Raw genomic sequence first — 12,291 nt, 5'->3', positions numbered from 1 at the left:
AATTCCCGTTTATGCCGCTGATGCGAATGAGGTGACGTCTACGATCCGGTCTGCAATTGCATCGCGTACGTCGTGGTCGTGCAAAATGCCAACCATTGCCACGCCTTGCTCCTTCTTCTCCTCCACGAGCTCAACAACGACGGCTCTATTGGCCGCATCGAGTGAAGCGGTAGGCTCATCAAGAAGGAGAATTGGGTAATGGGCGATAAAACCTCTTGCGATGTTTACACGCTGTTGTTCCCCACCAGAGAAGGTTGCGGGCGGCAGCTGCCACAAACGCTGTGGTACGTTAAGGCGCGCAAGGAGCTTGCCTGCACGTGCAAGTGCTTCTTCCTCAGCAACGCCTTGCGCTATGAGCGGCTCTGCTACCAACGTTAAAGCTGGTACACGGGGAATGGCGCGCAGGAACTGGGAGACGTAGCCAATTGTGTTTTCGCGCAGGCGGATGATCCGGCGCGGTGTTGCTTGCGCCACGTTGATGATCTCATCTTGGTCCGTGATGAGGATTTGCCCTTTCTGGCAGCGGTAGTTGGCATAGATCATTTTAAGGATTGAACTTTTGCCCGACCCAGAAGGGCCGCCCAGCACGACGCACTCGCCGCTTGCGACAGAAAAATTTACGCCCGATACAACCGGAATTTCCAAACCATCCTGCAAGTGCATTGTGAACGTTTTTGCTAAATCTGAGACTAGAATTTTCGTCTTCGGAGTGTTTGACATTGTTCTGTCCTCAAGGCTGTAGAATTGATGACACAAGAAGCTGGGTGTAGCTTTGTTGCGGGTCATCAAGCACTTGGTCTGTCAGCCCGCTCTCAATTACATGTCCGTGTCGCATGACAAGAATGCGGTGTGAGAGGAGGCGGGCGACTGCCAGATCATGGGTAACGATGATAACGGAAAGGCCAAGGTCTGCGACGAGGCCGCGTAGCAAGTCGAGCAGGCGAGCCTGTACCGAAACATCAAGACCGCCCGTTGGCTCATCCATGAAAATCAGACGCGGACTTGTAACCAAGTTACGTGCGATTTGAAGGCGTTGGCGCATGCCACCAGAGAATGCACGCGGATCGTCGTCAATGCGGTCCTCTGCGATTTCTACACGCCCGAGCCAATCTGTCGCCGTGTCTCGAATGTTGCCATAGTTGCGCGCACCAACGGCCATCAACCGCTCACCCACATTTGCACCAGCTGAAACCGTCATGCGAAGGCCATCGGCAGGGTGTTGATGCACAAAACCCCAATCCGTGCGCATGAGCATTCGACGCTCAGCTTCACTCATCTCGTAGAGGTTACGCATCTGATCCATGCGGTTGCGATAGCTTACAGAGCCTGAGGTTGGTGTGAGGCGTGTTGCAAGGCAGTTGAGCAGTGTTGTTTTGCCCGAGCCACTTTCACCTACAATCGCCAGTACCTCACCGGGATAAAGGTCGAAACTGACATCTTTACAGCCAATGCGGCCCCCGTAGAGTTTGGTTGTGTTGCTAACCTGAAGAAGCGGAAGGTCTTCAGTGCCTTGATTAACTGCGGACATCAGTCGTTTCCTTCAGCTTCCAGCGGATTGGTTCCAAGGTGACCAACATGGCCTGCTGCACGGCGGTCTTCACAAAAATCGCTATCTGAACAAACGAACATGCGCTTTCCATGGTCATCCAAAATGACCTCATCCAGATAAGCGCCTTCGGCACCGCAGATTGCACAGGGTTCTTCAAACTGGTTCACTTCAAAGGGGTGATCTTCGAAATCGAGGCTGACAACCTTCGTGTGCGGCGGGATCGCGTAGATGCGCTTCTCGCGGCCTGCTCCGAACAGCTGCAGTGCTTCCATCTGGTCCATCTTGGGGTTGTCGAACTTGGGGGTTGGGGACGGGTCCATGACGTAGCGGTCCTGCACCATAACCGGATAGGCGTAAGCGGTGGCGATATGGCCGTATTTCGCAATGTCTTCGTACAGCTTCACATGCATCAGACCGTACTCTTCCAACGCATGCATTTTGCGGGTTTCTGTTTCGCGAGGCTCAAGAAAGCGCAGTGGTTCAGGAATTGGTACCTGATACACAAGCACCTGATTTTCCGTGAGAGCTTCCTCTGGAATGCGGTGGCGGGTCTGAATGATTGAGGCTTCTTTGGTCTTCGTCGTTGTCTCCACACCGGTGGTTTTAACAAAGAAGGTGCGTAGGGCGACTGCGTTGGTCGTGTCGTCTGATCCCTGATCGATCATCTTTAGGCAGTCCTGTTTGCCAATGACAGCAGCCGTGACCTGAACGCCGCCTGTGCCCCAACCGTATGGCATTGGCATTTCGCGGGCTGCGAATGGAACTTGATAACCAGGAACAGCAATGCCCTTTAGAATTGCGCGCCGGATCATCCGCTTCGTTTGCTCATCCAGATAAGCAAAGTTGTAGTGCTGGCTGGAGATGTCTTGTGTTTTTGCTGTTTGTGTCATTGTGCAGCCTCCCCCAGAAGCTCTTGCCCAGCAGCGTCCTGCTTTTCCTGCCACTCTTTGCGGACTTTGCGGATGAGTTCTAATTCTGACTGGAAATCAACGTAGTGTGGAAGCTTCAGGTGTTCGACAAAGCCTGTTGCCTGCACGTTGTCTGAGTGAGAAAGAACGAATTCCTGATCTTGCGTAGGGGAGTCTATTTCCTCGCCCAGCTCGTGTGCCCGTAAGGATCGATCGACCAAAGCCATTGCCATGACTTTCCGTTCTCCTTGGCCTGGGACCAGTCCGTAGCCGCGTGTGAACTGCGGAGGTGCAGTTGCGGAGCCCTTAAACTGATTGATCATTTGACATTCAGAAACAGTCATCGTGCCTAGAGGCACTTCAAAGCCGAGTTCTTCCATGAAGAAATCCAGTTCCACTTCACCCAAGCGAATTTCGCCTGCAAATGGGTGTGTTCGGCCGAACCCTCGTTGTGTGGAGTAACCGAGAGCGAGCAAGAAGCCTTCATCGCCACGGGCGAGGTTTTGCAAACGCAAGTCGCGAGCTGCTGGAAACGTTAGCGGTTCTCGGGTCAGGTCACCGACCGGCGTATCTGGTGCAGGTGCTTCGTCCACTTCGATCAGACCTTCGTCGTTAAGAAGGTCGGTTACACGTGGGACGACTTCCGTCTTCTCGAAGGTTTGCGTTTCTGGGCTTGGGACTTCAGCATCGGCTGCAAGCTTAAAATCTAGAAGGCGCTGGGTGTAATCAAAGGTTGGGCCAAGCAGCTGGCCTCCTGGTAGATCTTTGTAAGTTGCTGAAATGCGTCGGCGAATGAGCATTCTTGCTGTGTCTATTGGCTGGGAATAACCAAAGCGTGGCAGTGTTGTCCTGTAAGCACGCATCAGGAATGCAGCTTCGATCAGGTCACCACGGGACTGCTTTATGCCAAGAGCTGCAAGTTCTGCGTCGTATAAAGACCCTTCGGCCATGACACGAGAAACTGAAAGGTAAAGCTGCTCTGAAAGCTGCTTTAAGCTGACTGACGGGACCTTTGTATCACCACGGCGATCACGTGCCATGAGCTTGTGAGCATTACGGATGGCTTTCTCGCCACCTTTAACGGCAACATACATGAGTTAAGCCTCTGTTCCGGTTATTTTGGTGGAGCGGGGCAGACCAGCAAGCTGATTGTTTCCGGCAAAAATCACATCAACCCCGAGTGGATAGAGTGTGCTATTTGCTTGCATCTGTTGCCAGAACGAGGCTTGTAGCGGGTGTGCTGAAAACAGATTTTGGTTCTTGATGCCGGGGCCTTTCAGAGTGACGCCGCTACCCGATACCATGTCATCTACCATCAAGATGATCGTGGTTGAGCGGTCTGGATATTCTGGAGTTCCTGCTGCAAAGCCTGCAATAGCTGGCAGGTTTTCGGAATTGGAGGCCAATGCGAATGTTGCTTCTGCGGCGCTCTTTGCAAACGGTGCAGCGGTATGGAATCGGATATAGCTTCTGACCGTCTCGTTTGCCGCCAGATCGGGGTCCAACCACAAAGGCGTATCGTAATCGCAAAGTGTTAGAACCAGCGCTGTTGCTGAGGCTGAAAGCGGTGCGGGAGGTGTAAGTGCAAGCTCGCTAAGCTGGTGAATCGTTCCTGGCTGCGCAAGGGCGTTCATGGCAGCGCGAAAGACTGACTGCGCATCATGGACGGCATCTGTGAAGCCGGGGGATGGTGCCTTGGCAAATATTGAGGAAGCAGCTTGTGAGGTCATGATTATTCTCCCCGTACCATGGTGAAGAAATCAACCTTTGTGGCGGCGACTTCAGCTCGAGTTTCCTGCTCTGCAAGTTCTTGAGATTTTGCGAGCGGTGCCAGAACTTTGCTCTCAATACTGTCGCGATGAGCCGGGAGCTGCCAAAGTGCATCAATCAGCGCTGTTTGCAGGACTTTGGTTTTGTCGCGGCCTAATGCCTGACCAAAACCGGTGGTGCCATCTTCCAGTGCGACAACGCATCTGGTGACAGTGGCCTCGCACAAATTGAACGGTGCGCCGGTGCCGCCTGAACGGCCACGTACCATCACAAGGCCGATTTCTGCTGGCCGTATCACAGAGTAGCTCGGTTCAATTCCGAGGGTTTTCCAGACATCGGAAATTTGTTGTGCTGATGCCTTTGCCAGAATGCCCATCGCATTCTGTCTAGCTGCAATTTCCGGTGAATGCTGTTTGAGCGAACTTGCCCTCATCTCAGCCCCTTTAGACTACCGGAACCAACTGGGGCTCCGGGCATTGTTGTTGTAACGCTTGTTTGTTCTGGATCACCGCGCCCGTGCGGTGGGTTACAGTTGCTAAGTAAAATACAATGTTGTCTAGTTGTATATACAAATATCTTGCTCGACACTTGATTAGTGTTGTTTCATGACGGAGGCATGACGAAGCCGATGAAATTTGAGTTTTCTCCAATCGAGCGACGCAACGGTGTCGCGATGTGGAAACAAATCGCTGAAAATCTGCGAGCCGTTCTTTCACGGTCAGAGGTGTCTTCAGGTGAAAAAATACCGACGGAGCAAGAGCTTGCGCATGCTTTTGGAGTAAACCGACATACTGTCCGACGCGCCATTTCAACGTTGATTGAGGAGGGGTTTTTGCGGGCAGACCAAGGGCGAGGGACCTTTGTCGTTAAAGCCCCACTTGTCTATCCGATTGGCCCACGCACGCGCTTTACTGAAAACCTGTCGGGTCAGGCTCAAGAGGTTTATGGGGATATCTTCCGTGTCTCAGAGGTGGTTGCTGATGCTTACACAGGGGAGCTTTTGAACGTGGAGCTTGGCACGCCCTTGTTCAAATGTGAATCAGTAAGCTATGCCGATGCTACGCCGCTTATTGCAGGAACACGTTGGTTCGAGGCATCGAGGTTTCCAAACCTTCCCGCTGATTTGAAGGAAACCAGTTCGATCACCAAAATCATGGAGAAATATGGTTTGGGAGAATACCGACGCAAGGAAACGCGAATAACAGCAGCGCTGTGCAGCGCAGAGAATGCTGAATTGCTCAAAATACCGGAGGGGGCGCCGGTGCTTATAATGGAATCCATCAATGTGACTGAGGGTGGTAAAGCGATACAGGTTGGCCGAGCTTACGTTGCTGCTGACAGGATGCATCTTACAGTCAGGAATGAATGAGCAACGATTATAGCCAGTAGTAGGGAGCGTGAACAGCGGCGTTCCACCGCTCTTGCGCTTCGAGCCATGCGTTATCAGCTCTTGCCTGGTGCCAACCAGCTACAAAACCGATCACTGTTGAAACCTCGTTGTTTTGTAAGGAGTGGGGAAGCTTCATCGCGACCAGGCGCTCTGCCATGGCAACGTCGTTCAAATAACCAAAGGTATTTTGTAGCTTCTTCAAACATTTAAGGAAAATGCGAAGGTCATTAGGCTCATACAGTGAATGGAAGAACTCAACGGAATAACGCATTTTTTTGAGTGCTTTTCGCAGGTCGTGGCGCTGTTCAATAGTTAAATCCTGTAGGTTCTCAGCGCGCCTCTCACAGGCCTTCCAGCGTTTACCTAGGGCATTTTGTGCGAAGTCTTTGATTGGCTGGTTTAGTTTTTTAGCGTGCTTGATTTGAATGTTATCTGCCCAAACGGGACTTTCGGAGATCTCACCCAGATCAAGAAGGAATGTGTTGAGGCTTGGATCGACGAGGTCTTTCTTCAGCTCAACCTGTGCTTCTTCGTGTGCAAGCTGGATCGCCTCCAACAAAGGTTCAAGCGAATGTGTTTTTGGCAACAAGGGGATAACAGGCGTAATGATGTCTTCCAATAAGACATCTATGTCCCGTTGATTTCCTGCTGTTGTCGCCAGCTGTTTTGCGCGGGTATCTAACCGGGCGATTATGGCGTTTGCGGGCATAACTGATTTGTAGATATTGAACGCACTTCTTAATCGGCGCAGGCCCACACGTAGCTGATGGGGGCCTTCAGAAATGTTTTGCTGTAGGATACAGGAGCGGTTGGCAATGATCTGGTTCAGGCATTCACGCAATATTTTTTGAAATGTTGAGCCTACTGTGTCTTCATCCGTCAAAGATATGCGGTTTGCATGGAGTGCATCTGATTGTAACTCCGGTGGTTCTCCGCTTGCGAGGCGGTATCCAATGCCTGCCTTATTGGTGTTGGAGAACAGGATTGTCCGCTCTTTCATCAGCTCATTTGCAAGGCGGTAGAGGTTTTCTACGGGGCCGGATTGAAGTTCCAGCTCGACCTCATTAATTGGGTGCTGTTGGTTTTCCGTTTTTGCGAAACCGGTATCCATGGCAACTTCAATGCGTGTGTCGGCTTCGTCTGTGTAGTAGATGAGGGTGCGTGTGATTACGGTTTCAAAAAGGACACCCAGCTCTTTCCCCGCCAAAAGACTCTTCAGGTATTTGCGAATGTCTGGGTCTGATATCGCTGCAAAGTCTGGTTTATCCCCGGCGATGGGAACTTCAAGTTCTACTCTTCTGGAAAGGCCAGATTGCATGCCTCCGCCTTGTTTGACGGTCTGTATCCAATTGGTCCCGTTGTAGCGTGTTCTAAGAGAAACCCGGGCTTTTCGGAGAGTGTGGTCGGGAGTGTCATAATAAACTGATCGAAGTCGGTTTATGGATTGCTCGTTTGCAGCAAAACCCTTTGGTGGTTCTGCCTTTATCAGGCGCGTAAGCGTTGCTTTGTCGACTGAAAGTTTCAGTTCAATCTCGTGCATGATCTCAAGACCACCCTATGCACAGCGTGCGAGCGGAAGATCATTCCATCCCACTCCTGTTGGTTTTACCTAGTAAGCATCTCGCGAAGCTCTCGCTGTGTAAAGGGCGCAGTAGGTTTATGGAAAACTATCTCAAGTGTAATCCCCATTTGGCTGTATTCTAGCGCTCCATGTGTGAGCATCTTATTGATGCTCTCTTTTGCCCCTGGACGTGTGACTATCGTGATGCTGGATTGGCTGGTTGAAGGGCAGATACAAAACAGCCCTTGAAACTGGGTTTCAAGGGCTATGTTCTTATATCAATTCATGTTTTTCGGCTTCCATCGCCGCAATAGCATAGCGTTGGTGACGACTGAGACCGAGCTCATTGCCATAGCCGCACCTGCGATGACGGGGGAGAGTAACCCGAAGGCTGCGAGCGGGATGCCGATGATGTTATAGATAAAGGCCCAGAATAGATTCTGCCTTATTTTCCGGAGGGTTGCCTTGGAAATATCTAGCGCTGCCGGGATCATTTTTGGTTCGGAACGCATGAGGGTAACTCCTGCGGTTTCCAATGCAACATCTGCGCCTGAACCCATTGCAATACCCAGATCAGCTGCGGCAAGTGCAGGGGCATCGTTGATGCCATCGCCAACCATGGCTACTCTATACCCTTGTTCCTTCAAGTCATTTACGACTTCGTTCTTACCTTCTGGTTGAACGCGGGCCTGGAACTCATCAACTCCAACTTGATCGGCAATGTTCTTTGCAGCAAGCTCTGTATCGCCGGTGATCAATACGGTGCGAATGCCCTGATTTTTCAAGGTTTCTATAGCTTCGCGTGCTGAATCTCTGGCTTGATCGACAAATGCGAGAACGCCGATGGCTCGGTCTCCGAGAGCGACAGTTACAGCGGTTTTACCAGCAGATTCGTAAGTCTTTACAAGACCATCGCCCGTCATTGAGGGGGTGATTTGCAAGTCGTTCATGAGTGCGGCGTTGCCGATGGCGACTTGTTGTCCTGTTAGCTCAGCTATGATCCCTTTACCGGGGACAGCTTTGATGAGCCGTGGGCGTGTGAGCTTCAGGTTCTTCTCTTCTGCTGCGCGGATAAGTGCGCTTGCAAGTGGATGCTCACTTCCGAGCTGAACGCTGGCTGCAATTGTAAGTAAGCGCTCGTCATTGCGGTCAAATGCCTGAGCATCTGTAAGAACTGGCTTGCCGACGGTTAATGTGCCGGTTTTGTCAAAGAGAATAGTGTCGACTTGGTGTGCCCGCTCCAGCGCTTCGATATCGCGAATAAGTATCCCTGCCTTGGCGGCTGCGCCAGTGCCTGCGACGAGCGCTGTTGGGGTAGCAAGTCCGAGCGCACAAGGGCAGGCGATGACGAGAACTGCAACACTAGCGCCTAGGGCGGTGCTAATGTCGCCTGAGTACAACATCCAGCCAGCGAAGGTTGCAAGTGCGATCAGCACAATAACGGGAACAAAAATCGCGGCGACTTTGTCGACTAATTTTTGTAGGGGCGCTTTGGTTGTCTGTGCACCTTCAACAAGGCGGATAATCTGCGCTAAGCGCGTTGATTCTCCAAGAGCTGTGGTGCGCACAAAAATAGCGCCTGAGCCGTTGATTGTTCCACCGGTTACTTGATCTCCTGTGTTTTTGTGCACTGGGAGGCTTTCGCCGGTGAGCATAGATTCATCCAGCTCACTCTCGCCCTCTTCGATCAGTCCGTCGGTTGGGACACGCTCGCCAGGTTTGACAACTATGTAATCGCCCAGGCGCAGGTCAGAAATGTTGACGGGGACAATTTTGTCGCCAACGATCTTATTTGCTGTGGTGGGGCGAAGTGCAATCAAAGAACGTACAGCTGCTGAGGTGGATCTTTTTGCGCGAATTTCCAGATACTTACCCATCAAGATGAGGGTTAGGATAACAGCTGAGGCTTCAAAATACAGGTCCGTGCTTTGAGTTCCGCTTGCGAAGAAAACGTTATAAACGCTGTATAAGTAAGCAGCTGATGTGCCAAGCGATACGAGAACATCCATGTTGGCACCGCCGTGCCTTAGTGATGCAAACGCGCCCTTATAGAATCGTGCCCCAACAAAAATCTGGATTGGTGTTGCCAAGGCAAACTGTAACAGGCCTGGGAGTTCGAATTGCACCCCAAAAACCATCAGGACCATTGGAATCACAAGAGGAATCGCAAGTAGCGTTGAAAGTGTGAAAAGTTGAAAGGTTTTGCGTTCTTCTGCGTTGCTTTGTGCGTCGCGCTCTTCATGAGCTCTTTTTGCAGCCTCTGCCTCATCCCGGCGTTGTTTGGCTTCGAAGCCAGCTGAGGAGACCGCGTCAACAAGATCGTTTGCGACAATCTGAGGTAGGTGTTCTACCTCTGCAGTTTCGAGCGCAAAATTCACGGTGGCATTCACCACACCTTCGGTTGCTTGCAAGGTTTTTTCCAAGCGGGATGCGCAACCAGCGCATGTCATTCCCGAAATATCGAGTTTGACGGTTTGGGCTGCAGAGGCTGTGTGTGCGTTCATCAGAGCTATCTTCGGTTGCCGAGTTTAGACCATCTGGACTTATTACCATTGGCGATGGTGGGTCAAGTGGCTGGAGGGAAGATGAATACGTAAGATTCCCTATGTGATGTAGAACTGCCGTGATATGGATCAAGTAAGCCGCCCACAATTGATCAATTCTTCGGGGAAACGTTGAGCTTCTGCTTTGTTGGAGCTGCTGGGGGACCTGTGCTTTTTGTTGTTTCACTGTGGATAGTCTTCACTGAGAGCAGATGGACTGACTGCAGATGCCGGGGCTGCGCGCAGATAATGGGATGACAGCCAGCCGTGGTTTTAAGATTTGTCTGCCGATAACGCCTCTGAGAGCAAGTCAAAGACCAGGCGGATGCGCCGTGAGGTGTGAAGCTCGCGGTGGGTAGCCAGCCAGATTGGGACGGGGAAAGGCTCAAAGCTCGGTATAACCTGTTCCATATCCTCAAAGTTCCTGCCGATATCCTCGAGCATGATGATGATGCCAAGATCGTTTCTGGCAAGTTCCCAACCGACGACCCCGCTCATTGTTGTGAGTTTGAAGTTTTGCGTTGTTAAGGGCAGGTAGATTTCGCTGAAGTGCTTTAAGAAACGATCAGGTCTGTCGAAGCCAATGAATTCGTGGCCTACGAAATCATCGATGGTTTGCGGACGTCCGTTTTTGTTCAGATAAGCTTTGGAGGCGTAGAAGCGAGCGAAGGATTCGCGCACCAGTTTTGCGATGAGGTCCGGCTGCTCTGGGCGCACATGGCGGATCGCTATGTCAGCTTCGCGTTGCTGAAGGTCACTTACCGAATTTGTGGCAAGGACTTCAATTTCGATTCCCGGAGCAGCTTCTCTGAGTTGCTTGAGGATTGGGGGCAGGATGTAGGAGGACACCGCATCACTGGCACTGATGCAGACATGACCGTCGATTCCCTGAGATTGGCCGGATGCAGTGAGTGAGATGCGATTGGCGGCTTCTCCCATAGCCTTCACATGGCCCAGCAATTCCAGACCTGATTGGGTGAGAGTGAGCGAGCGGCCGACCCTTTCAAACAGGGTTACTCCCAATTCCGCTTCCAATGCAGAGACTTGTCGGCCCAGTGTAGGCTGGGTGAGTCCAAGAGCTCTTGCTGCAGCGGACAGGGAGCCCTCCTCAGCAGTGACGAGGAACGCACGGGCTTGATTCCAATCGAAAGAGACGGACTGCCAATTCATGCATATTTGTATAACCAAGCTGCGTATTTTGGCAATTTGTTTTGCGAATATGCATGGGTACAGTGGAGGGCGAGGAGGACTTTTGATGCAAGATTCCATGAAGTTTTGGGACAAACACGCGGCGGGGTATATTGCGCGGCCGATAAAGGATGTGGGCTCCTATGAGAAGGCAATGGACCGTGTACGCTCCTACCTTTCACCAGACCTACAAGTGCTGGAGCTGGGATGCGGAAGTGGTTCAACAGCTCTGCTTTTATCAAAGTATGTCAAACACATAACGGCGAGTGATCTTTCTGAAAAGATGATTGAATTTGGCCGTGAGAAAGCGCGTAAAGACGGGATAGAGAACGTTAGTTTTGCACATTCTTGCGCGCAGAATACTGCCTCTGACGGTCAAACCTATGATGTTGTGATGGCTTTTAATGTGCTGCATCTCATCAAGGAAATGACTGGGGTCCTTCAGCAAATACATGCTCAGTTGAAACCCGGTGGTCTGTTTATTTCGAAAACGCCGTGCCTGGGGGATGTTGCATTTTACTGGCGCGGGCTCATTCATGCCATGCGTGCTGTTGGCTATGCGCCATATGTCTCTTACCTACAGCAGACAGCGTTGGGACAAAGCATCGAGCAAGCAGGCTTTAGAATTATTGAGACCGGCAATTACCCTGCAACGCCAATGGGTCGGCTGATTGTTGCACGCAAAGTCTATGGCGAGTTGCCTTGCTGAGCCTCGTACTGCTTTCATATTTGGGATTTCGCTCAAGAGGACATCAGTTTCGCCGGGCAGGCAGGTGGGGTGTGTTTTAACCTCATAGATTGAGTGTGTTAAGCTTCTGCTGAACGTGTGCGTCGAGATGTGAAGCACCAGTGGCGTACCTGTTTAATCTCATGCTGTGGCGTGTGGGTGTTGATGAAGTCTTCCCGCTGAATTAGGTTTTCTGGTTAAACGCGATTTGACACTAATCGGAAATGCAGAAGGGGACGGCTATGGTGCCCTTTTGTACAGGTAGCTGCTGCTGCTGAGTGCGGGGGGCTCATTCGTCTACCGGCGGGGGAACCTGCGGACGATGATGGAGGTAATGCCCAAAAATATCGTTGCAATCTTCAAAGTACTTAGCAGTAAAGAGTATGTGTGTGTGCCAAACGATATCGACAGCTTTGGAGGGCCAAGCACGCGCATCATGTTCTCGCTCATCATCATACTGGAAACTCAGTTCCAACGCTTCGATTAAAAAACTGCGATAGTCATTAACGGCTTCACGGGCGTTTTTGAGAGACCACTCGTAACCGCCAGTTGCGACGGGGGCCGTAAGCTGATTGTAAACGCACTCCAGATCAAGGGCCGCAATTTTCTTACGGCCTTCTTCATTGTGAACGCGCTTTGCTGAATACCAGTCCAT

At 51.4% G+C, this 12,291-nt stretch carries 12 protein-coding genes; 2 read left to right on the top strand and 10 right to left on the bottom strand.

The features are described 5' to 3' along the window. Positions 1–9: 9 nt before the first annotated feature. From phnL to phnG, 6 genes are read right to left on the bottom strand one after another with little or no spacing between them, the layout of a single operon-like run. Entirely contained in the window at positions 10–720 is a 711-nt protein-coding gene (gene phnL / locus BMZ51_RS16190; RefSeq protein ID WP_068003750.1) for a phosphonate C-P lyase system protein PhnL, read from the bottom strand. A gap of 10 nt (positions 721–730) precedes the next feature. Next, positions 731–1,528 carry a phosphonate C-P lyase system protein PhnK gene (phnK, locus tag BMZ51_RS16185; RefSeq protein ID WP_068003752.1) on the bottom strand — a complete coding sequence of 266 codons (798 nt, stop codon included), beginning with the start codon at positions 1,526–1,528 and terminating at the stop codon, positions 731–733. Continuing rightward, the gene (locus BMZ51_RS16180) at positions 1,528–2,439 is read right to left on the bottom strand and encodes an alpha-D-ribose 1-methylphosphonate 5-phosphate C-P-lyase PhnJ (RefSeq protein WP_068003755.1); all 912 of its coding nucleotides are present in this window, start codon (positions 2,437–2,439) and stop codon (positions 1,528–1,530) included. Before BMZ51_RS16180 ends, phnK begins: the two co-directional genes overlap by 1 nt. Further along, on the bottom strand, positions 2,436–3,551 hold the full coding sequence (locus BMZ51_RS16175) for a carbon-phosphorus lyase complex subunit (protein ID WP_068003758.1): 1,116 nt from the start codon (positions 3,549–3,551) through the stop codon (positions 2,436–2,438). Before BMZ51_RS16175 ends, BMZ51_RS16180 begins: the two co-directional genes overlap by 4 nt. A gap of 3 nt (positions 3,552–3,554) precedes the next feature. Further along, positions 3,555–4,187: a phosphonate C-P lyase system protein PhnH gene (gene phnH, locus BMZ51_RS16170; protein ID WP_068003760.1), complete on the bottom strand. Its 633-nt coding sequence runs from the start codon at positions 4,185–4,187 to the stop codon at positions 3,555–3,557. 2 nt (positions 4,188–4,189) lie between these two features. Further along, entirely contained in the window at positions 4,190–4,660 is a 471-nt protein-coding gene (gene phnG / locus BMZ51_RS16165) for a phosphonate C-P lyase system protein PhnG (protein ID WP_068003763.1), read from the bottom strand. Positions 4,661–4,843: 183 nt separating this feature from the next. On the opposite strand from phnG, the gene phnF reads away from it, so the two are divergent. After that, positions 4,844–5,596 (top strand): phosphonate metabolism transcriptional regulator PhnF, encoded by a 753-nt coding sequence (phnF, locus tag BMZ51_RS16160; RefSeq protein ID WP_068003769.1) that lies wholly within the window; start codon positions 4,844–4,846, stop codon positions 5,594–5,596. Between the two features lie 7 nt (positions 5,597–5,603). Here phnF and BMZ51_RS16155 read toward each other — a convergent pair whose 3' ends face one another. The 3 genes from BMZ51_RS16155 to BMZ51_RS16145 all read right to left on the bottom strand — a co-directional run bounded on the left by BMZ51_RS16155 (position 5,604) and on the right by BMZ51_RS16145 (position 10,891). Next, positions 5,604–7,157: a CYTH and CHAD domain-containing protein gene (locus BMZ51_RS16155; RefSeq protein WP_068003770.1), complete on the bottom strand. Its 1,554-nt coding sequence runs from the start codon at positions 7,155–7,157 to the stop codon at positions 5,604–5,606. A gap of 299 nt (positions 7,158–7,456) precedes the next feature. Next, positions 7,457–9,682, bottom strand: coding sequence for a heavy metal translocating P-type ATPase (locus BMZ51_RS16150; protein WP_068003772.1), 2,226 nt, complete (start codon positions 9,680–9,682; stop codon positions 7,457–7,459). Between the two features lie 312 nt (positions 9,683–9,994). Beyond that, positions 9,995–10,891, bottom strand: a complete 897-nt coding sequence (locus BMZ51_RS16145; RefSeq protein WP_068003774.1) for a LysR family transcriptional regulator — start codon at positions 10,889–10,891, stop codon at positions 9,995–9,997. Between the two features lie 85 nt (positions 10,892–10,976). Between BMZ51_RS16145 and BMZ51_RS16140 the strand changes: the two genes are divergently transcribed. Beyond that, a complete protein-coding gene (locus BMZ51_RS16140) occupies positions 10,977–11,618 on the top strand; it encodes a class I SAM-dependent methyltransferase (protein WP_068003776.1) in 642 nt (213 codons plus the stop codon). A gap of 307 nt (positions 11,619–11,925) precedes the next feature. Here BMZ51_RS16140 and BMZ51_RS16135 read toward each other — a convergent pair whose 3' ends face one another. Next, on the bottom strand, positions 11,926–12,291 hold the full coding sequence (locus tag BMZ51_RS16135; protein WP_068003778.1) for a glycine-rich domain-containing protein: 366 nt from the start codon (positions 12,289–12,291) through the stop codon (positions 11,926–11,928).

This window comes from Pseudovibrio axinellae, from assembly GCF_900110875.1.
In the GTDB taxonomy this organism is placed as follows: Bacteria; Pseudomonadota; Alphaproteobacteria; order Rhizobiales; family Stappiaceae; genus Pseudovibrio; species Pseudovibrio axinellae.
The sequence above is the reverse complement of the archived record's forward strand: the minus strand, read 5'-3'. Positions and strand labels throughout refer to the sequence as shown.